The 20,485-nt window shown below is 49.9% G+C and carries 23 protein-coding genes; 20 read left to right on the top strand and 3 right to left on the bottom strand.

Features of this window, described 5'->3' with window-relative positions:
* Positions 1-97: 97 nt before the first annotated feature.
* A complete protein-coding gene (locus I8U23_RS04155; protein ID WP_082813532.1) occupies positions 98-655 on the bottom strand; it encodes a YhcN/YlaJ family sporulation lipoprotein in 558 nt (185 codons plus the stop codon).
* A 132-nt stretch (positions 656-787) separates the two neighbouring features.
* Between I8U23_RS04155 and I8U23_RS04150 the strand changes: the two genes are divergently transcribed.
* The 8 genes from I8U23_RS04150 (at position 788) to fabV (ending at position 6,938) form a co-directional block, all read left to right on the top strand.
* Positions 788-1,420 carry an MBL fold metallo-hydrolase gene (locus I8U23_RS04150; RefSeq protein ID WP_082240647.1) on the top strand — a complete coding sequence of 211 codons (633 nt, stop codon included), beginning with the start codon at positions 788-790 and terminating at the stop codon, positions 1,418-1,420.
* A gap of 78 nt (positions 1,421-1,498) precedes the next feature.
* A complete protein-coding gene (locus tag I8U23_RS04145; RefSeq protein ID WP_049720304.1) occupies positions 1,499-2,071 on the top strand; it encodes a TlpA family protein disulfide reductase in 573 nt (190 codons plus the stop codon).
* 16 nt (positions 2,072-2,087) lie between these two features.
* Positions 2,088-2,792 (top strand): cytochrome c biogenesis CcdA family protein, encoded by a 705-nt coding sequence (locus I8U23_RS04140; protein ID WP_369792448.1) that lies wholly within the window; start codon positions 2,088-2,090, stop codon positions 2,790-2,792.
* 36 nt (positions 2,793-2,828) lie between these two features.
* Positions 2,829-3,362, top strand: a complete 534-nt coding sequence (gene resA / locus I8U23_RS04135; RefSeq protein WP_049720303.1) for a thiol-disulfide oxidoreductase ResA — start codon at positions 2,829-2,831, stop codon at positions 3,360-3,362.
* Between the two features lie 5 nt (positions 3,363-3,367).
* Positions 3,368-3,685 (top strand): rhodanese-like domain-containing protein, encoded by a 318-nt coding sequence (locus I8U23_RS04130; RefSeq protein ID WP_049720302.1) that lies wholly within the window; start codon positions 3,368-3,370, stop codon positions 3,683-3,685.
* The gene (cysK, locus tag I8U23_RS04125; RefSeq protein WP_049720301.1) at positions 3,658-4,605 is read left to right on the top strand and encodes a cysteine synthase A; all 948 of its coding nucleotides are present in this window, start codon (positions 3,658-3,660) and stop codon (positions 4,603-4,605) included. Before I8U23_RS04130 ends, cysK begins: the two co-directional genes overlap by 28 nt.
* Before the next feature lie 12 nt (positions 4,606-4,617).
* Positions 4,618-5,721: a class I SAM-dependent methyltransferase gene (locus I8U23_RS04120; RefSeq protein ID WP_037995011.1), complete on the top strand. Its 1,104-nt coding sequence runs from the start codon at positions 4,618-4,620 to the stop codon at positions 5,719-5,721.
* A gap of 17 nt (positions 5,722-5,738) precedes the next feature.
* Positions 5,739-6,938: an enoyl-ACP reductase FabV gene (gene fabV / locus I8U23_RS04115; RefSeq protein WP_037995008.1), complete on the top strand. Its 1,200-nt coding sequence runs from the start codon at positions 5,739-5,741 to the stop codon at positions 6,936-6,938.
* 111 nt (positions 6,939-7,049) lie between these two features.
* Here fabV and I8U23_RS04110 read toward each other — a convergent pair whose 3' ends face one another.
* A complete protein-coding gene (locus I8U23_RS04110; protein ID WP_037995005.1) occupies positions 7,050-7,274 on the bottom strand; it encodes a DUF2626 family protein in 225 nt (74 codons plus the stop codon).
* A 114-nt stretch (positions 7,275-7,388) separates the two neighbouring features.
* Between I8U23_RS04110 and I8U23_RS04105 the strand changes: the two genes are divergently transcribed.
* Together I8U23_RS04105 and I8U23_RS04100 are read left to right on the top strand one after the other, a co-directional pair.
* On the top strand, positions 7,389-8,156 hold the full coding sequence (locus I8U23_RS04105; protein ID WP_049720300.1) for an enoyl-CoA hydratase/isomerase family protein: 768 nt from the start codon (positions 7,389-7,391) through the stop codon (positions 8,154-8,156).
* Positions 8,157-8,336: 180 nt separating this feature from the next.
* Complete coding sequence (locus I8U23_RS04100) at positions 8,337-8,945, top strand: RsfA family transcriptional regulator (protein WP_037995000.1); 609 nt, start codon at positions 8,337-8,339, stop codon at positions 8,943-8,945.
* Between the two features lie 58 nt (positions 8,946-9,003).
* Here the strand turns inward: I8U23_RS04100 and I8U23_RS04095 are convergent, their stop codons facing one another.
* Positions 9,004-9,477 (bottom strand): N-acetyltransferase, encoded by a 474-nt coding sequence (locus I8U23_RS04095; RefSeq protein ID WP_049720299.1) that lies wholly within the window; start codon positions 9,475-9,477, stop codon positions 9,004-9,006.
* A gap of 167 nt (positions 9,478-9,644) precedes the next feature.
* Between I8U23_RS04095 and I8U23_RS04090 the strand changes: the two genes are divergently transcribed.
* The 10 genes from I8U23_RS04090 to mraZ all read left to right on the top strand — a co-directional run bounded on the left by I8U23_RS04090 (position 9,645) and on the right by mraZ (position 20,482).
* Entirely contained in the window at positions 9,645-10,976 is a 1,332-nt protein-coding gene (locus I8U23_RS04090; RefSeq protein ID WP_037995151.1) for an acetyl-CoA carboxylase biotin carboxylase subunit, read from the top strand.
* Positions 10,977-10,986: 10 nt separating this feature from the next.
* A complete protein-coding gene (locus tag I8U23_RS04085; RefSeq protein WP_037994995.1) occupies positions 10,987-11,199 on the top strand; it encodes an acetyl-CoA carboxylase biotin carboxyl carrier protein subunit in 213 nt (70 codons plus the stop codon).
* A gap of 29 nt (positions 11,200-11,228) precedes the next feature.
* Positions 11,229-12,158 carry a hydroxymethylglutaryl-CoA lyase gene (locus I8U23_RS04080; protein ID WP_037994992.1) on the top strand — a complete coding sequence of 310 codons (930 nt, stop codon included), beginning with the start codon at positions 11,229-11,231 and terminating at the stop codon, positions 12,156-12,158.
* A complete protein-coding gene (locus I8U23_RS04075) occupies positions 12,139-12,915 on the top strand; it encodes an enoyl-CoA hydratase (protein WP_049720298.1) in 777 nt (258 codons plus the stop codon). The genes I8U23_RS04080 and I8U23_RS04075 overlap by 20 nt, the downstream gene beginning before the upstream one ends.
* 17 nt (positions 12,916-12,932) lie before the next feature.
* The gene (locus tag I8U23_RS04070; protein WP_037994990.1) at positions 12,933-14,468 is read left to right on the top strand and encodes an acyl-CoA carboxylase subunit beta; all 1,536 of its coding nucleotides are present in this window, start codon (positions 12,933-12,935) and stop codon (positions 14,466-14,468) included.
* Between the two features lie 20 nt (positions 14,469-14,488).
* Positions 14,489-15,478: a ketopantoate reductase family protein gene (locus tag I8U23_RS04065; RefSeq protein WP_084712915.1), complete on the top strand. Its 990-nt coding sequence runs from the start codon at positions 14,489-14,491 to the stop codon at positions 15,476-15,478.
* A gap of 49 nt (positions 15,479-15,527) precedes the next feature.
* On the top strand, positions 15,528-16,880 hold the full coding sequence (locus tag I8U23_RS04060) for an MFS transporter (RefSeq protein ID WP_049720296.1): 1,353 nt from the start codon (positions 15,528-15,530) through the stop codon (positions 16,878-16,880).
* Positions 16,881-16,937: 57 nt separating this feature from the next.
* Positions 16,938-18,575 (top strand): bacillithiol biosynthesis cysteine-adding enzyme BshC, encoded by a 1,638-nt coding sequence (gene bshC / locus I8U23_RS04055; protein ID WP_082813533.1) that lies wholly within the window; start codon positions 16,938-16,940, stop codon positions 18,573-18,575.
* A gap of 76 nt (positions 18,576-18,651) precedes the next feature.
* Entirely contained in the window at positions 18,652-19,911 is a 1,260-nt protein-coding gene (locus I8U23_RS04050; protein WP_037994981.1) for an adenosylhomocysteinase, read from the top strand.
* A 139-nt stretch (positions 19,912-20,050) separates the two neighbouring features.
* Positions 20,051-20,482 carry a division/cell wall cluster transcriptional repressor MraZ gene (mraZ, locus tag I8U23_RS04045; RefSeq protein WP_062843156.1) on the top strand — a complete coding sequence of 144 codons (432 nt, stop codon included), beginning with the start codon at positions 20,051-20,053 and terminating at the stop codon, positions 20,480-20,482.
* Positions 20,483-20,485: the final 3 nt, after the last annotated feature.

The raw sequence follows: 20,485 nt of genomic DNA, 5'->3' as shown, positions 1-20,485 counted from the left end.
ATATTTTATGAAAGCGGAAGGCAAACAAGTTTGATCAATTGATTAACAAAAGAAAAAGAAGAAAAGCAAACATGGGAAAATCCCGATGTTTGCTTTTTTATTTCAGCCGCTGTTGATCTTCCTTCGAGGGGGGGTGTTCGTTTTTCTCGGTTTCCCTGGAAGGTTGCGGAACGATACGGGCTGCGATTTCGGCCAGTTCTTCCATCACTCCTTGAACCGGACGGCCGTTTTGAAGATCTTCATTCAGTTCCCGGATCCGCTGTGTGATGTCGGGGTCCGCGGTGACCAGTGCATTGGCTCCTTGCGGATCTTCTTTCAGGGCTTGGGCCACCGTATATTTGATGGTGCCGGTTCTTCCCCGGTCCAGGGTCGGATCCAGGTCCACCCCGACAATGGTGTATTTGCCAAGCACGATGGCGGAGGCCCCTTTGACGTTCGGGACGTTTTGAGCAATGGTCACCAGGCGGTTTGCAACGGCCTGGGACGACTGGTCTTTCTTTTCGTTCGGAGCGGTCTGCCTGACTTTCACAGTTTGCGGTGGCTGATTGGGTGAAGGCGATGCATTGTCCGCCGGAGGTTCATTTTTTTGCGAACAAGCCGAAAGAATCAAGACAAGGCCGGCAAGACCGCTGATGGTTTTCAGAAGTGTGTTCATCCGGTCCCACTTCCTTTCCGTATATTTGTGTTTATTTTGTCCGAAAACGGAACTTCCATGTACCGTTTTGCTGAAAAGCGCATTTTCAGTGTAGAATGAGCATAAATCCGATGAATGAGATGGGGTGAGAAGATGAAGGTGGAATCTTTTGTATTGGGGCCGGTGATGGTCAACACTTGGTTGCTTTATCTTCCGGATGAAAAACGCGGTGTGGTGATTGACCCGGGCATGGAACCGGCACCATTGGTTGAACGGATTCAGGAATTGGAACTCAAGATTGAAGCGGTGCTGTTGACGCACGCTCATTTTGACCATATCGGCGGGCTGGAAGAGGTTCGTTCATTGACCGGGGCTCCGGTCTATGTCCATGAGGCGGAAGCGGATTGGCTGACCAATCCGGATCTGAACGGCTCCTCGTTTTTCGGGTTGCCGAAAGTGCAAGCGAAACCGGCGGACCATTTGCTGAAAGGCAAAGAGGTGCTGACTTTGCTCGGAAAATCATGGGAAGTGATACATACGCCGGGCCATTCGCCGGGCAGTGTGACTTATGTGGTGGATTCCCTTTTATTGAGCGGTGATGTCTTGTTTCAAGACTCCATCGGGCGAACGGATTTGCCGGGAGGGGATCACGAGACCCTGATGCGCACCATTCACGACATCATCATGGAGTTTCCCGAAGAAACCCGTGTTTTGTGCGGACACGGACCGGAAACCACGATCGGGAGGGAACAGATGCATAATCCGTTTGTGACCGGAATGCTGTAAATAAGGTTTAAAGAATCCGGCCGTTGACATATACTTTGGACAACGAAGCAATGAGTCCATCATCAAAGGGTGTTTGCAATGAACAAGCGACAAACCGTTATTGCCGCGGTTTTGGCTGCAGCGGTGGCAGGAGCCGTCTTCATGGCCGTTGACAAACCAAAAGGAAATTCGACTTCCGTGATGAACCGGGTGGTGTGCCAAGGGGAACCCAAACCGGCACAAGGATTTTGTGCGCCCAATTTTAAGTTGCCCGTCTTATCCGGTGAAGAAGTGGAGTTATATCAAAACCAGGGGAAACCGACCGTCGTGAATTTCTGGGCTACCTGGTGCCCGCCATGCAAGGAGGAGATGCCTTATTTCCAAAAATTGCATGAAACATACGGCGAAAAGATCAATGTGATCATGGTGAATGAAACCGCGATGGAGCGCGATGAAAGCGATGTCAAACCTTATCTTGACAACCACCGGTACACGTTTCCGGTCGCCCTTGACCGGGACCGGAACGGGACGGTGGTCGGTGTGGACCAATATCAATTGTTCAGCATTCCCGCCACGTTTATCATCAATGAAAACGGAAAAATCACCCATCACTTTATGGGGGCCGTTTCGGAAAAACAGCTTTTTTCTGCGGTGCAAGAACTGATGCAATGAAAAAGGGAGGGAAGAAATCATGGTTGAGCAAGTCAGCTGGTGGTTGGCTTTTGGAGCGGGGGTGCTTTCCTTTGTCTCTCCGTGCTCTTTGCCGCTGTATCCGTCCTATCTTTCCTACATCACGGGAATTTCAGTCAACCAGCTGAAGGAAAAACGCCGGATGCGGGAAGTCATGTTGCATACCGTTTTTTTTCTTATCGGTTTTTCCATGATTTTTTATGCCATTGGATTCAGCGCAAGCTGGTTTGGCGCTTATTTTAAAGAATACCAGGATCTGATTCGGATGCTGGGGGCCGTTCTCATTGTGGCGATGGGTTTGTTTATGCTGGGGATTTTTCGGCCCGCTTTTTTAATGCGTGAGTATAAATGGCAGGTGTCCAAAAAAAATGTCAGCTATTTGGGTTCGCTGGCCGTGGGGATCGGTTTTTCCGCCGGATGGACCCCCTGCATCGGCCCGATCTTTGCCGCCATCATCACGCTTACGGCTTTGAATCCGGAAATGAGATTTGTTTATGTGACGGCTTATATTTTAGGATTTTCGATTCCATTTTTGCTGATGGCATTTTTCATGGGAAAAACCCGTTGGATTTTGCGGTATTCGGAAAAATTGATGAAGGCCGGCGGGGCATTGATGGTTTTGCTGGGGGTTTTGTTATATACTGATCAGATGACGGTTTTCACCGCCTGGCTGGCAAAAGTCACAGGTTTTCAAGGATTTTGATTTGAGGTACATTGGATTAGAAAGTCGGGTGAGGCCATGGACAAAAAAACGAGGTACTGGGTGCGGCGCATCTTGTTTCTTGTGATGGTGGTTTTAATTGGTTATGCTTTATATCAGGCCGTGACCCAGGATTCAAAAAGCAGATTGCAGGAAGGAGAACCGGCACCCAACTTTACCCTGACGACATTGGACGGGAAAACGGTGCAGCTGAGCGATTACCGGGGAAAAGCCGTTTTACTCAATTTCTGGGGGACATGGTGTGAACCTTGCCGCACAGAAATGCCGGCGCTGCAAAATGCTTATGACCAGTACAAAGACCAGGGGTTTGAGGTGTTGGCCGTCAATATTGCGGAAACCGATGTGGCTGTTTCTTCTTTTGTGGAGCAATATCAATTGAATTTTCCGGTTTTGTTGGACCGAAATCGTGAAGTCACTGAGCTTTACGGCATTGTTCCGATTCCGAGCTCTTTTTTCATTGATAAAGAGGGAAAAATCCGCAAGATAGTGGAAGGTCCCTTGAACCTTGACCAACTTCGCATTCATATTTTACCCATTTTACCAAAGGAGTGACCGGTGTGAGCAAATATCAGGATATTGAAGCCAAAGAATTAAGCAAGGCTTTTGACCCGGAGCAATATGTGGTGGTGGATGTGCGCACGGATGAAGAATATCAAGAAGGGCATATTCCCGGAGCGGCCCACATTCCATATGATGAAATGGAAAACCGTTTTCATGAATTGGAACATGCCAAAGACAAACCGATCTTGCTGGTTTGCCGGAGCGGCCGGCGGAGTGTGATCGCGGCAGAGGTTTTGTCCCAAAAAGGTTTTGAACAATTGTTTAATTTAAAAGGTGGAATGTTGGAATGGAACGGACCCGTCAGCAAAGAGTAAGCGTTGCGGAAAATATTTTGGAATTGGTGGGCCGGACCCCGATGGTCAAATTAAACCGTCTGGTTCAGCCGGACTGGGCGGATGTGTATGTGAAGCTGGAAAAATTTAATCCCGGTGGAAGCGTCAAAGACCGCACGGCGCTGAACTTGATCCTGGATGCGGAAAAACGGGGAGTCTTAAAACCGGGGGCAACCATTATTGAGCCCACCAGCGGCAACACCGGAATCGGATTGGCACTGGTCGGTGCCGCGCGCAACTATGAAACCATTTTGGTTATGCCGGACAATATGAGCCAGGAACGGATTAAACTCTTAAAAGGCTACGGGGCCAAAGTGGTGTTGACACCGGGCAGGGAAAGGATGCCCGGGGCAATTAAGAAAGCGGAAGAACTGGCCAAAGAAATTCCGAATTCCTTCATGCCTTATCAGTTCCAAAATGAGGCCAATCCGGAAGTTCACCGCAACACGACCGGACCGGAAATCTTGGAGAAGATGGAAGGAAAGATCGATGCATTTGTGGCAACGGCCGGTACGGGAGGAACCATTACGGGAACCGGAGAATATTTAAAATCTCATTTGCCGGATTTATTTATTGCGGTGGTCGAACCCGAAAACTCCCCCGTCCTGGCGGGCGGCAAACCCGGACCGCACCAAATTCCGGGGACAAGCCCCGGGTTTATCCCGCCGGTGTTGAATCAGTCCATTTATGATGAAATTTTTCATGTCAGTGATGAAGACGCCATTGAAACCACACGCAAGTTGGCCAGCCAAGAAGCCCTGCTGGTCGGCCCTTCATCAGGAGCATCGGTGTGGACGGCTCTGCAAGTGGCGAAGCGGTTGGGAAAAGGCAAGAAAGTGGTTTGCATGGCTCCGGATACCGGCGAACGGTACCTGAGCGCCAATGTGTTTGATTTCTCATAAGGGGAGCTTGTCATGAGTAATTCTCTCTTGGACGGGTTGATTCAAGAAATTGAATCGACCCGCCTCCGTGCCATCGGGTTTCCCCGGTTTATGGAACAGGCGTTGTATCATCCGGTATGGGGTTATTACGCAAAAGAACAGACCAAATTGGGGAAAAAGGGTGATTTTTTCACCAACGCGCACGTGGGTGACCTGTTTGGCAAGGTGCTCAGCCGTTTTTTTGCAGACTGGCTGAAAAGAAACCAAATCCGGTCCCGTTGGACGATTGTTGAATGGGGAGCCGGTGACGGCCGCATTGCCGAACAGTTTGCGCAAGGTTTGATGGAGCAGGGTTTTTCCCCGGAAGAGATCTCATTTTACTTAATCGAAACCAGCCCGTATCATCGCCGTTTGCTGGAAGAACGTTTCGCCTCGTCCCCGGTCGGTTTTCGGACCGTCAACCGCTTGAGCGACATTCCTGCACGGCCTTTCTCATTTATTTACAGCAACGAGCTGGTTGACGCTTTTCCGGTTCATCGGATAAAAAAAGATCAGGGCAGATGGACTGAGGCGTTTGTGACCACCATGAACCGGAAGCCTTATTTGAAGGAAAAGTGGATTCCTTTGTCTGAAGACAGTCCCGTCCGTCAACAAATGGAAAGTTGGCTTATGAAATTAAAAGAAGGCCAAGAGATGGAAATCTGTCTGGCGGCGCGTGACTGGCTGCAGGAAATTGCCGGCTGGATGGAGCAAGGAGTGCTGGTTACCATTGACTATGGCGGGACCGGCGAACAATTACTGCAAAAGGGAAAAACCATCCGCGCCTATCAAGCGCATCGGGTTTGCCATGATTTCTATTCGGATCCGGGTGAAAAGGATCTTACATATGACGTGAATTTTTCCCATTTGATCGAATGGGGCCGGGAGGCCGGGTTTACGGGGGAGCAGTTATGGTCCCAGTCCCGGTTTTTGATTGAGGCGGGCGTGTTTGACTGGCTGCCTGAATCCCCCGGGAGGGATCCGTTTGGCGAGGATGCAAAGCGGCTTCGGGCCATCAAGCAGCTCATTCATCCCGAAACCATGGGCGAAGCATTCCAAGTGCTCATCCAGACCAAATCCACTGGTGAAAAAAAATGAATGAAAGAGGATGAAAGATGATCATTAAACCGAAATTTCGCGGCTTTATCTGCACAACGGCCCATCCGGACGGTTGTGCGAAGCAAGTGCAAAATCAAATCGATTATGTCAAAAGCAGGCCCAAAATTGACGGGCCGAAAAAAGTGCTGGTTATCGGTTCTTCAACCGGTTACGGACTGGCTTCGAGGATAGTGGCGGCTTTTGGTTGCGGAGCCGACACCATCGGGGTGTTTTTTGAAAAACCCAGTGTGAAAAACCGGACGGCCACGGCAGGCTGGTACAACACGGCGGCTTTTGAGAAAGAAGCCCGTAAAGCCGGATTGGTGGCAGAGAGCATAAACGGGGATGCATTCAGCAAAGAGATCAAAGAACAAACGATCCAAAAGATCAAAAACCGTTTGGGGGGCAAAGTGGATATGGTGGTTTACAGCCTGGCGGCCCCCCGGCGAGTCCATCCGGAAACGGGAGAGACCTTCCATTCCGTTTTGAAACCGATCGGAAAACCCTTTAGCAACAAAGCGGTGGATTTCCACAGCGGAAACGTGTCCGAAATGACGATTGAACCGGCCACCGACGAAGAGGTTCATGACACCATTCAAGTCATGGGCGGGGAAGATTGGCAGATGTGGATGGACGCTTTGAAAGAAGCGGATGTGTTGGCAGAAGGCGTCACCACCATTGCCTATTCCTATATCGGTCCGGAATTGACTTTCCCCATTTACCGGGAAGGGACCGTCGGAAAAGCCAAAGACCATTTGGAAAAAACCGCTCATGAACTGGACGCAAAACTGAAAGACTTGGGCGGACGGGCATTTGTGTCTGTCAATAAAGCCCTGGTGACGCAATCCAGTGCCGCGATTCCGATTGTTCCGCTTTACATTTCCATCTTGTACAAAGTGATGAAAGAAAAAGGGTTGCACGAAGACTGCATCATGCAAATGTACCGTCTCTTTTCGGAAAGACTTTACCAAGGCGGAGAAGTGCCCGTGGATGAAAAAGGGCGCATCCGGATTGATGATTTGGAAATGATGCCGGAAGTGCAGCAGGCGGTGATGGAGCAGTGGGAGTTGATCGACAGCGCCACTTTGGAAGAAATTTCGGATATTGAAGGATATCGCCGCGATTTCTTCCAGCTGTTTGGTTTTGAAACAGAGGGCGTCGACTATGATCAAGAAGTGGATCCGGCCGTGAACATTCCAAGTATCGATGAAGCATGAAAAAGAGCCGTCAAAAAAGACGGCTCTTTTCTTTTGCTTTCACCACAAAGAAAAGAGCCGCCGGGATGAGGTTTTTTAAAGTGAAAACGCTTTGCAATCTTTTCGTAAATATTACATCATGAAAGTGGCATACCCAACCATACCGATAAAGGAAATAAACATATAACCACCAAACAGATACATATATGTTTTTTCCGTGAAACGCATGTAACCCAATACCGTGAAGAGGATGGTTTGCGCGATGAAAAGGAAGGCCGGGATGTACATTTGGCCAGCCAGGAACATGAGGGCGATCGCAAAAGCCCAGAAACCGAGAACACGAAACATGCGGTCCATGGTCCCACTCCTTTCTATGTACCCTGATACGTTGAGATCTCAGAAGACGATGACAGATTTATTATACCCTCAGTGTCATGCGGCTATCAAGCAATGAAGAAAGGATGTTCCATGATGGAGACAATTCAAGTGAAAAAAACGGGGAAAACCGGATGGATCCGTTTTCACCGGCCGGAAGTCCGAAATGCAGTGAATCAGAAGATGATGGAAGAGTTGGAGTCCGTATGGAATGAATGGGAAAAGGATGAACAATTGCAGGCGGTTGTATTTTACGGCGATGAGAAAGCTTTTTTATCCGGAGGCGATGTGGGGGAATTTCACCAAATGACCAAAACGGAAGAAATCCGGCCCGTCATGTTGCGGATGGGAAAATGCCTGGAACGGATTTACCAGTCGCATTTGCTTTCGATTGCGGCGGTGGAGGGGCCTGCCGTGGGAGGCGGGTGTGAGTTTGCCACCAGCTGCGACCTTTGTGTGTCTTCGGATTCGGCACGGTTCGGGATGATCCAGGTGAATTTGCATATTACTTCCGGGTGGGGAGGCGCCAGCCGGTTGATGAAAAAAATCGGACCGGGACGGGCCTTGCCGGTTTTGTTGTCCGGAAAAGTGATGGAGGCAAGAGAGGCTTTTGAGACGGGACTGGTTGATCGGGTATGGGAGCGTGACCGGTTTTGGGATGAAGTCAAGCGGTTTGTTGATTCCCTGGTGAAAGGTTCTCCGGAAGTCACTGCCCGATATAAATTGCTTGCCAAAGCAGTCCGGGAGGGCAAAGACACTGCGGAGCTTTTGCATCAAGAGGCGGAAAATTGTGCCGCTTTGTGGGAAAGCGAGAGTCACCATCGGGCGGTTTCCGATTTTTTAAAGCGTACCCGCACGAAATGAACAAAGGAAAACCGTAACTTCGATTTCTTTTATTTCGCCCTGCTGGGGTATACTTCTACATTCGGATGGTAATAAAAATTAGTAGATCCATATACTATGATTTATATCAATTGCATATAGTAAGGATAAGGAAGTTGACCTTGTGTGAGAGGGGCTTAAGAGGGATAGGAGGTACGGTTTATGGCAGTGAAACGCCAGGATGCTTGGACTCCTGACGATGACATGATTTTGGCGGAAGTGACTTTAAGGCATATCCGGGAAGGAGGAACACAATTATCCGCGTTTGAGGAAGTGGCCGAGAAGTTGGGAAGAACCCCGGCTGCTTGCGGATTCCGATGGAACAGCACGGTACGCAAAAAGTACGAATCCGCCATTCAAATCGCCAAGCAACAGCGGCAAAAAAAGTTACAGGAACGGGGCAAAACCGGTTACCGTTTCCGGCCGGATTCTTTGTCTTCCGAAAACATGGTTCAGTCCATCGATAAGATCATCCGCTTTTTGCGTCAATATAAAACGGAAGTGAGTGAACTGCAAAGGCAACAACAACAATTGGAAAAGGAATTGAAGGAACGGGAAAACCAGATCCGGAAGCTGGAAAAAGAAAACCAAGAGATGAAAGAACAACTGAATGATGTAAAGAGCGATTACCGTCTTGTCAATGATGATTACCGCACCCTGGTGCAAATCATGGAGAGAGCCCGCAAGCTGGCGATTCAAGGGGATGGGGAATTGCAAGACAAGAGCCGGTTCAAACCGGGGGAAGAATCCCTGGAGCAGATCGACAAGTAAAAAAAAGACCCGCATATTGAAACATGTGGGTCTTTCCGTTTATGGGTGTGAAAATCCCTCAATCTTTTAAAGCGACCCCTTCCGGCAACCAGACATAGGGACTTTCGCCGCGGTCGCGTTCCGGGTGGTATTTGACGGGGGTGAAGCCCATTTTTTTCCAAAATTCATCCGTCCGGCAGCGGGCATTGGTTTTGACCGGCAATCCCAAACTTTTGGCGTAGGAGACCAGCGCTTTTCCCATGCCTTGTCGGCGAAACGGGGGTAACACTTCCAACTTCCAAATTTCATAATAATCCTGAGCGGGTGAAAAATAGCGGTCATATTTGGCATCCACCCGGTATAAGCTGATTCTGGCCGCCAGTTTTCCATCTTGGTATATGCCGTAAAAAGGGGAATGGCTGTTGTTTTCCACCATATTCTCTTGCAGATCTTCCAACATGGATAATTCCGGAAGTCCGAACTCATGGAATTGTTGGAATTCCTCGAATGTTTTATAATTAATTTTCAATCTTTCGACTTTTAAAGCATTCATGGTTCCTGCCCCCTGAATTTTTAAGATTTTTATTCTTGTTCCCCCTATTTTACCACAAAACTTTGATTTATTTGAGAAGGAGTAAAAACCGTTTTTGTAGAACAATTTAAAATATAATCATTAATAATGATTATATTTATTTTAGAATAAAGAGGTGAATTATGTCGATAAAAAAGGTACTTGTTGCAAACCGGGGAGAAATCGCCTGCCGTATCATCCGAACGTGCCGGGAAAAAGGGTTAAAAACCGTGGCGGTCTTTTCCGAAGCGGATCAGGAAATGCCGTTTGTCCGGATGGCGGATGAAGCCGTCTGCATCGGTCCACCCCCGGTTCCCAAAAGCTATCTGAATATGGAAGCGATCTTGGATGCCGCTTTTCAAACCAAGGCGGATGCGATTCATCCGGGTTACGGCTTTTTATCGGAAAATGCCGTGTTTGCCGAAAAAGTGCAAGCCAACGGGCTGATTTGGATCGGATCGGATCCTTCCGTCATTTCGCGGATGGGCGATAAAGTCGTGGCCAGAAAAACCATGAAAAAAGCGGGAATTCCGGTCATTCCGGGCTCCGACGGTTTGTCCCGCCCGGATGACGCCGTCGCCGTGGCCGGGGAAATGGGTTATCCGGTTTTGGTCAAAGCAAGCGCCGGCGGGGGCGGAATCGGGATGCGAGTTTGTTTGAGTGAAGAAGAGCTGAAAAAGCATTTTCAATCGCTGAAAAGCCGGGCCAAGGCTTATTTTGGCCATGACGGTTTGTTTATCGAAAAAGTGATCTCTCCTGCAAGGCACATCGAAGTCCAAATTGCCGCAGACCAACACGGAAATGTGGTTCATTTGTATGAAAGAGAGTGCTCGGTGCAAAGACGGAATCAAAAAGTGATCGAAGAGGGATTATCGCCGTCCATTCATGAATCCACCCGCGAAAAATTGAGAAAAGCGGCGGTCCAAGCAGCCAAAGCGGCACAGTTTACCGGAGTGGGCACGGTTGAATTTTTGGTGGATGCATCCGAACAATTTTATTTTTTGGAAATGAACACGCGCTTGCAGGTGGAACATCCTGTCACGGAAGCCATCACCGGTGTTGATTTTGTGGACTGGCAAATCCGGCTGGCGGAAGGAAATTGCTTGCCGCTAAAGCAGGAGGAAATTTCGTGCCGGGGCCATGCCATGGAGTTTCGCATCTATGCTGAGGATCCGAAACGTTTTTTGCCTTCGCCGGGTAAAGTGACCCGACTCTCTTTTCCCGAAGGAGAAGGTGTGCGCGTGGATACGGGGATTCAGGAAGGAAACGTGGTTTCGCCCTTTTATGATCCCATGATTGCCAAGTTGATTGTAAGCGGTTGCAGTCGGGCGGAAGTGTTGGAAAAAGCCGGAGAAGCTTTGCGAAAGTGTAAGGTGGAGGGGATCCAAACCAATCTTCCGCTCTTAAAAAGCGTGTTGGAGAGCGAACTGTTTCAGCAAGGGAATTATGATACGAAATTGATCCAAAACATTTTAAAATGAGGTGAGTCAAATGGCCAAAGTGGAAGCGACCATGGCGGGAACCGTCATGCAAGTATTGGTGGCCGTGGGGGACAAAGTGGAGGCCGGACAGGATGTGGTGATTTTGGAATCGATGAAAATGGAAGTGCCGGTACAGTCGGAATATTCTGGCGTTGTCAAAGAAATCAAGGTGGAATCCGGTTCCTTTGTCAGTGACGGAGATGTTTTGATCGAGCTTTCTTAAAAACTCTGATCCGAGGTGGCGTAATCCAAGTGGATGTCAAAATTGTGGAAGTCGGCTTGAGGGACGGGTTGCAAAACGAGCCCGTCACGTTGGCAACCGAAGTGAAGCAGGAACTTATCGAGCGCTTGTTTCAATCGGGGGTAAAGCATCTGGAAGTGACTTCGTTTGTCCATCCCAAATGGATTCCCCAATTGTCCGATGCCGATCGGTTGGCTTCCGGTCTTCCCCGTTTGCCGGTGACCTATCGAGCGCTCGTTCCGAATCTGCGGGGGTTGAAGCGAGCCCTTGACACCCGCGTCGATGAGTATGCCGTGTTTTTGTCCGCGAGCGAAAGCCATAATCGGAAGAATATCAATAAAAGCATCCGGGACACGATTCCGGTTTTAAGGGAAGTGGTTCAACTCGCACACCAACATGGGAAGAGGGTGCGGGGGTACGTTTCCACCGTCTTCGGATGTCCGTATGAAGGGGATGTTCCGCTTCAAAACGTGGTTCACATTTGTGAACAGCTTCTGGATATGGGGGTTTACGAAATTTCATTGGGCGATACGATCGGGGTTGCCGCGCCTCTTGAAGTGAAAAAACGGTTGAAAGACCTTTTGACAGCGGTTCCAGCTTCGAAACTGGCCGGTCACTTCCATGACACCCGCGGGACCGGATTGGCCAACGCCTATGTTTGTCTGGAAGAAGGAATTCACACCCTGGATACTTCCTTCGGCGGCTTGGGCGGTTGTCCGTACGCACCGGGAGCGGCGGGGAATCTGGCCACCGAAGACCTGGTTTACATGCTGAAGAGGCAAGGTATCGACCCGGGAATCGATCTGGACCGGCTGTGTGAAACCAGCCTGTATGTGCAGAAGTATTTGGGAAAAACGTTGCCCTCCAAAGTGTTGCAAAGTTATGTGGCCAAGAAAAAAGAAAGCGGGGGAGGGAATGAAGATGGCACCGGTGGTCACTGAGTGGAAAGAGCATACGGCCATTGTCACGATCAACCGTCCTGAAGTACACAATGCCCTGAACATGCCGGCACTTCAGGCATTGCAGTCGGCGATTGAAACGTTGACCGATCATCCGAAGGCACGGGCCGTGATTATTACCGGAGCCGGAGAAAAAGCTTTTTGCGCGGGAGCCGACCTCAAGGAGCGCCGCACGATGGATGACAGGGAGGTTCGCCGTTTTATCCGGTTGATTCGGGATACCTTCACCCGCATCGAACAAATGCCGCAGCCCGTCATTGCCGCCATCAACGGGTTCGCTTTCGGGGGCGGGACGGAACTGGCTTTGGCCTGTGATATCCGGATTGCCGAACAACATGCGGTGATGGGGCTGACGGAAACGTCGCTCGGGATCATTCCGGGAGCAGGGGGGACACAGCGCCTTCCACGGTTGGTCGGAAAAGCAAAGGCAAAGGAATGGATATTCACGGCACAAAAAATCACCGCATCCGAAGCGGAAAAACGGGGTCTCGTCAATGAAGTGACGGAGAAAGGAAAAGCTTTGGAGACGGCTTGCCGGTTGGCCGGACGAATCGGAGAAAATGCACCGCTTGCGGTCCGGCAGGCCAAGCTGGCCATTGATCGCGGATTGGAGACTGATCTCATGACCGGGCTGGCTCTGGAAACATCGGCTTATGAAACGCTGATTCCGACAAAAGACCGGCAGGAAGGGCTCAAAGCATTTGAAGAAAAAAGAAAACCCCGCTATACCGGGGAATAAACCGGGAGGGATGGTTTGTGAAAGAATCCGTTGTCGGGCAATTGCGCAAAAACAAAGAAACCGTGCAAAAAGGGGGTGCCCCCAAATATCATGAAAAGCTGAAGCAACAAAACAAGCTTTTCGTGCGGGATCGATTGAAACGGTTGTTTGATGACGAGTTTCAATTGGAAGACGGGTTGTTTGCCAACTTCATGGCCGGTGATCTCCCGGCGGACGGTGTGGTGACGGCGATTGGAAAGGTCAACGGCCAAACGGTTTGCGTTATGGCCAATGACTCCACTGTGAAAGCCGGTTCCTGGGGAGCGCGGACCGTGGAAAAAATCATACGAATTCAGGAGACGGCCATGAAATTGAAAGTCCCCATGATTTACCTGGTGGACTCGGCCGGTGCCCGGATTACGGACCAAATTGAAATGTTTCCCGGCCGGAGGGGAGCGGGCCGCATTTTTTACAACCAGGTAAAAATGTCCGGAATGGTTCCGCAAGTCTGTCTTTTGTTCGGGCCTTCAGCGGCCGGCGGAGCTTATATCCCCGCTTTTTGCGATATTGTGATCATGGTGGACAAAAACGCGAGCATGTACTTGGGTTCCCCGCGCATGGCGGAAATGGTGATCGGGGAAAAAGTTTCCCTGGAAGAAATGGGCGGAGCGCGGATGCACTGTACCGTGAGTGGATGCGGGGATGTGCTGGTTTCGTCGGAGGAAGAAGCGATTCAATCCGCACGAAAGTATTTAAGTTATTTCCCGGCCAACTACCAGACAAGCCCGGAGCCTGTTGAAGCGAAGGAACCGTCCCCAAAGGCGCGTCCCGTTTCGGAAATTGTCCCGGATCACCAAAACACTCCTTTTGACATGATGGAAGTGATTGAAAGCCTGGTGGATGAAGGGTCGTTCTTTGAGATCAAAAGCTTGTTTGCCAAAGAATTGATCACCGGATTGTCTCGGATTGACGGGCAGGTTGTCGGGATTGTGGCAAACCAGTCAAAGGTCAAAGGCGGGGTTTTGTTTGTGGACTCGGCGGACAAAGCAACCCGTTTCATTAACTTATGTGATGCTTTCCATATTCCGTTGTTGTTTTTGGCGGACGTCCCCGGTTTCATGGTCGGGACGCAAGTGGAGCGGGCCGGGATTATCCGGCACGGAGCAAAGATGATTTCCGCCGTTTCGGAGGCGAGCGTGCCCAAAATCTCGGTCATTGTCCGGAAAGCATATGGCGCCGGATTGTATGCCATGGCCGGCCCGGCCTTTGAACCGGATTGTTGCCTGGCCCTCCCGACGGCACAAATTGCCGTGATGGGGCCGGAAGCGGCTGTCAACGCGGTGTACAGCAACAAAATCCGGGAGTTGGAAGAACCGGAGAGAACCCGTTTTGTCATGGAAAAGCGGGAAGAATACAAGCAAGACATCGATATTTACCGTCTGGCCGGCGAAATGGTGATTGACGGCATTGTGGAGCCGGATGAATTGCGGACGGAATTAAGCCGGCGCTTCGAGGCTTATGCGAGCAAACAGCTTCAATTCAGCCAACGGAAACATCCCGTTTACCCTGTATGAGAAAAAGGTTATGATAGAAAATGAAGACGTTTACGAGCCATGATCCCAATGGCTCTCTTTTTTTAGCCAAAGTGAGGGATGAAACGGTGAGAATAGCAGTATGGGGAGGCGGAGCGCTGGGATTGTTATGGTCTGCACGCCTTGCACCCCGAACCGGTCCGTTTTTGCTGGTCACCCGTACGGCCGGTCAGGCCCGGCAAGTAAACAATACGGGAATCACCTTGACAACGTTGTCGGGAGAACGGAAAAAAATCCGGGTAAAGGCCCGGCCGGCCGGTTGGATCCGGGAAGACCCCCCTTTTGATGTCATTTTGGTGATGGTGAAACAACACCATTTGCCATCGGTTATTCCCCTGTTGAAAAACGTGATTCACCCGGAAACACAGGTGTTGTTTTTTCAAAACGGATGGGGCCACCAAAAATGGTTGGAACAGTTGTCTTCCCGTTGCGAAACCTATTTGGCGGTTACGACGGAAGGCGCATTAAAAAACGGCAATCATGTGAGGCATACGGGAAAAGGAACGAGCTGGATCGGCTCTTATCCCGATGGGGATAAAAAAACGTCGCCGGCACTCAGGTCTTTGCTGGAAACAGCGGGAAAAGACCTTCTTCAATATGATGAAGACATCCGGCAAAGGCTTTGGGGGAAGTTGGCCGTCAATTGCGTGATCAATCCGATGACTGCTTGGTATGAAATCCGAAACGGTGCGTTGTTACACCCCAAATATGATGCGGAAAAAGAGGGGATTTTAACAGAAGTGGCGGAAGTGGCGTCACTGGAAGGGATTTCGCTTCCGTTCCAGCAGATGTGGGAACAAATTCATGAGGTTTGCCGGCGGACTTCCGCCAATTTTTCTTCCATGCTGCAGGATGTGAAACACCACCGGCCGACGGAAATTGATTATTTAAACGGGGCGATTGTCCGTTTGGGGGCCAAACACCAAAGAAATTTGCCCGTCAATCAACTGTGGACCGGACGGATTCGGGAGAAAGAAAAGTTCATGCTATAATGGGAAGACTGAAGACAATTATGGATAGGAGTACTGTGGGGGGATTGGTTTGTCTCGTCCCAAATCGTTGTCATTTGATACGTATATCATCAGCATGGTTTTCAGCACATTCGATTTGTTGACGGTGGTGCCCGTTCTATCTTTGATTATCCAGGAGTACCATTTGTCGATGAATTGGGCGGTGTGGGCCGTTTCACTCCATTTGGCTTTTTTTGCCTTTTCTTTGCCCATGATGGATAACTGGGTGGCTTCCAAAGGGAAAATGGAAGTATTGTGGACGGCTCTCACTTTCTTTGTGCTTGGAACCTTGCTCGCCGGATTGGCCGTGGAGTGGGTATGGTTCATGTGCGGCCGTGTCATTCAGGCCATCGGAACCGGCGGCATGGTGCCAGTTGTCTCCTCGCAATGCCGGCGCAAACTCGGCAAAATGCCCAAAGGCAAACGCAGTTTGATCATGCTGGCATTTGCAGTCACATGGTGTTCAGTTCCCTTGGCATCCGCCGGGCTGGCAGGAGCCCTGGGATGGAAATCGGTTTTTATTTTGCATATTTTGTTTGCTTTTTTGGTGCTGTTGATATCCCAAACGTGGAAAATCGTTGATCAGCCGAACCGCAAAGGGGTCGGCGGCGAATCCATCGTATTTTTCGGGTTGATCGTCTTGTTTTTGATGATGGCCGTCACCAGCACCGATTTTTCCGGAGGGATCTCCTCAGTCTTGCATAAAGAAGTGTTGCCGCTTTGGATTGTGGCCATTGGAATGGTGGTTCCTCTGTTGATGGTTGAACGCCAGGGAAGCTATCCGTTTTTTGAACCGCATCTGTTTGCCAATTGGCGTCTGTGGATTTTATATATACAGGTCACTTTGCAAGGGTTTCTGTGGACGATTCTGACCTTGCTTCCTTTTTGGTTTGCCCGGCAGTATGAAACCGGGACATACGGCACAGCGGTCTGTTTGAGTTTGATTGTGACCGGTGCCATGATGGCGCTATCTGTCATCGGTTTTTTGTCCAATCCTGTGTATGTGCACCGTCTGGCTTATACGGCTTTTTTGCTTTCGGCCGTCACTTGTGCGGGTTTGATCTGGGTCCCGGACAGCCGGTGGATGCTTTTTGCGTTCAGTTTCTTGGGATGGTTTCTGAGCTTTGCAGTGGCTGATCCCGTTCACCGATATATGTTCAAATGGGTATCGCCCCGCCGGATCCGTTCAGGATTGATGGCTGCCGGCATGTTCAGGGCGGCCGGGGGAGCTCTGGGATTTGTGACGGCGGCCCGCTTGTTTGAACCCGGTGTGCTCATCGGTGAAGAGGTGCGCATCTTTTTGTTTGTTGCAGGAGTTTCTTTTCTGGGATTTTTGTTTAGTCTGTTTTTGGGGACAAAAAAAGTTAGCCACTATAATAATTGAAGTGATATACTTTGTAACGGTGGAGCATCAGACTTTTCTTTTAAAGAGGAGTTATATATGAGGTTACAAAAGATAGCAATGACCAAGAAATCCAGTATATTTGATGAATTTCTTCACGACCGGGAGTTTGCCGGTTCGTTTTATCAGTACCATCCTTGGCAGGAGGAAAGCATTTACGAACGCGCCCGCGATTTGAAAACATCGAAACCGGCCGTTTCGCGTCAGGAATTGGTCAGGGTGCTCCGGTCTTACCATCAGCCGGATTTGTTGCATCCCGAAGTGGAGCGAAATTTGAACCGGTTGGCCAAAGAGGACAGCATGGTCGTGATCGGGGGCCAACAAGCCGGTTTGTTGGGCGGACCGTTATATACTTTTTATAAAGCCATCACCATTATCCGGTTGGCAAAACAGGCAGAGGAACAACTGGGACAGCCGGTGATTCCCGTTTTTTGGATTGCCGGTGAGGACCATGATTTGGAGGAAGTGAACCATGTATGGGTGCAAAACGGCGAGAAAGAACCGGTGAAACACCGGTTTGCAGTGAAAGATCAGCGGAAAATCCCCATTTCCCGGCGTAGGCTGGATGAAAAACAGTACCGGGACTGGCTGGATCAATTGGCCAAGATCCTGCCGGACCGTCCTTACAAAGAAGAATGGCTGGCACAGTGCCAAAAGTGGGGAATTGGCACACGGTCATGGACCCGCTTGTTTGCCAAAGTGTTCCATCATTTTTTCGGCCCGTACGGATTGTTGTTGGTGGATTCCCATGACGAAAATCTGCGCCGGCTGGAGGTGCCGGTTTTTAAAAGCATGATCCGGCAAAGCCAAGCGATTGCCCGGGCGGTGCAGAACGCTTCCGGCCGTCTGGCTGCAAGGGGACTGGAAGTTCCGGTCGATTTAAAAGAGGATCAGGGAAATTTGTTCATTCAAGTCGATGACGAGCGGCAGCTCCTGTTTCAAAAAGGGGGGCAGTGGACCACCAAAGACGGCCTGAAAAAGTGGTCGGAAGATGAATTGATGTCATTGGTCGAACAAGAGCCTGCATTGTTCAGCAATAATGTGATCACCCGTCCGCTCATGCAGGAAGCCTTGTTCCCCACCCTTTACTTCGTGGCCGGACCCGGTGAAATTGCGTATTGGTCCCTGTTGAAAGAGGCGTTTTACGAACTCGGCCTGAAAATGCCGATTGTGATTCCGCGCGTGTTTGTCACGATGATGGACCCGGCGTTGGAAAAACGAATGGACGAGTTTGCTTTGGGGCTTGAGGAACTGGATAATTTGAATCAGAAAAAATTGAAGTGGATTGATGAGCAACAGCCTCCGGATCTGACCGACCGGTTTCAGGAAGCGGCGGATGCCATCATAGGGCATCATGAGCAGCTGGTTGGTTATTTGCACCAAACCATCGGCATGAATATGAGGGAAATCGGAAAAAAAAATGAAGAAAAAATCAAAGCGCAAATCGATTACTTGCACCGTTTTGCCAAAAAAAGCCTGGAAGAGAAACATCGCGCATCGTTACGGAAATGGGACGAACTGATTCACGGAATTTATCCGAACGACAAACCCCAGGAAAGGGTTTACAATATGATATGGGCATGGAATGAACACGGGATGGATTGGGTTGACTTTTTGCTGCGGGCGCCTTCTTACGAAGTGCGGCTGGATGGTTCCGTCCATGTCCTGTTGATTTAGTCTTTTTCCTTTTGGAAGATAATCGTGTATAATAACCACGATTATCGGATTTACATATGGGAACAGGGGGATTTATATGTCAGCAGAAAACAGCATTGTCCGTGATATGAACCTGGCCCCGCAAGGCCGCTTGAAAATGGATTGGGCTTGGGATCATATGCCGGTGCTGAGCCGGTTGCGGGAACGGTTGAGCTCGGAAAAGCCGCTGGCCGGAAAAAAAGTGGCGATTTCCCTGCATTTGGAGGCAAAAACGGCTTGCCTGGCTGAATTGATTCGGGATGCAGGAGCGGAAGTGGCCATTACGGGAAGCAACCCGCTTTCCACCCAGGATGACATCGCCGCAGCCTTGGCTGATTCCGGCGTGACAGTGTTTGCCAAATACAACCCGTCTCCGGAAGAATATAAAGACCATTTGATCAAAACGCTTGAAACGAAACCGGATTTGATCATTGATGACGGCGGGGACCTGGTCAGCATTTTGCACTCGGAACGTCCGGACCTGTTGGAAAATGTTTTGGGCGGATGTGAAGAAACCACCACCGGGATTTTGCGTTTGCGCTCCCTGGAGAAAGAGGGGACATTAAAATTCCCGATGGTGGCGGTCAATGATGCTCATTCCAAATACTTGTTTGACAACCGGTACGGAACCGGGCAATCTGTTTGGGACGGAATCAACCGCACAACCAACCTGGTCGTTGCCGGGAAAACCGTGGTCGTTGTCGGCTACGGATGGTGCGGACGGGGTGTTGCCATGCGCGCCAAAGGCTTGGGTGCGAAAGTGATCGTCACCGAAGTGGATGCTGTCAAAGCAACGGAAGCATACATGGACGGCTTTGAAGTGATGCCGATCAAGGAGGCGGCCCGGCACGGAGACTTCTTCATCACCACCACGGGGAATAAAGGAGTCATTTCGGGTGAGCATTTCCAAGTGATGAAAAACGGAGCCATCATGGCCAATGCAGGCCACTTCAACGTCGAAATCGACGTGGAACAGTTGGAAAAAGCGGCCGTGAAACAACGCGTGGTGAGAAAAGACATCGCGGAGTATGAGATGGCTGACGGACGGAAACTTTACCTGTTGGCCGAAGGGCGTCTGGTGAATCTGGCCGCGGGAGACGGGCATCCGGCCGAAATCATGGATATGACCTTTGCCCTGCAGGCGCTTTCCCTGCTGTATGTGCATGAACATCATGGCGAATTGGGACCGAAAGTGTTGGATGTGCCTTATCAGATCGACGAGCAAGTGGCCCGCTATTTCCTGGAAGCCAATGGAGTGGCGATCGACCGCTTGACGGAAGAACAGGAAAAATATCTGGCAAGCTGGCAGTTGGATTGATTGGAGATGAAAGGAAATATACGGTTGAATCCTGCACATTGCGTGCAGGATTTTTTATATTCCGTGTGGTATAATTACCAGTGTGGTGGAGAGTGGTGGAAAGTGGTGAGGAAGGGAGGCCAGAGGGGAGGACAGCGGTATGTTCATGGGTGAATTCAGGCATAATATCGATGATAAAGGGAGATTGATCATCCCTGCGAAGTTTAGGGAATCATTGGGATCTTCTTTTGTGATCACCCGTGGCTTGGACCGCTGTTTGTTTGCTTATCCTCCTTCCGAATGGACGCAACTGGAACAAAAATTAAAAGCTCTTCCTTTTACCAAAGCGGATGCACGTAAATTTACGCGCTTCTTTTTTTCTGGAGCAAGCGAAGTGGAATTTGACAAACAAGGCAGAATCCATATTGCTCCCCATTTGCGGGAGTATGCTCGTTTGAAAAAAGAGTGTGTGATCATCGGTGTCTCCACCCGTGTTGAGATTTGGTGCAAAGAACAATGGGAAGAGTATTACTGTAACTCCGAAGAATCGTTTAATGAAATCGCAGAAAGTTTGATTGATCTGGATTTGTAGCAA

This window comes from Thermoactinomyces sp. CICC 10735 (genome assembly GCF_016055175.1).
Taxonomy (GTDB): domain Bacteria; phylum Bacillota; class Bacilli; order Thermoactinomycetales; family Thermoactinomycetaceae; genus Thermoactinomyces; species Thermoactinomyces vulgaris.
The sequence above is the reverse complement of the archived record's forward strand: the minus strand, read 5'-3'. Positions and strand labels throughout refer to the sequence as shown.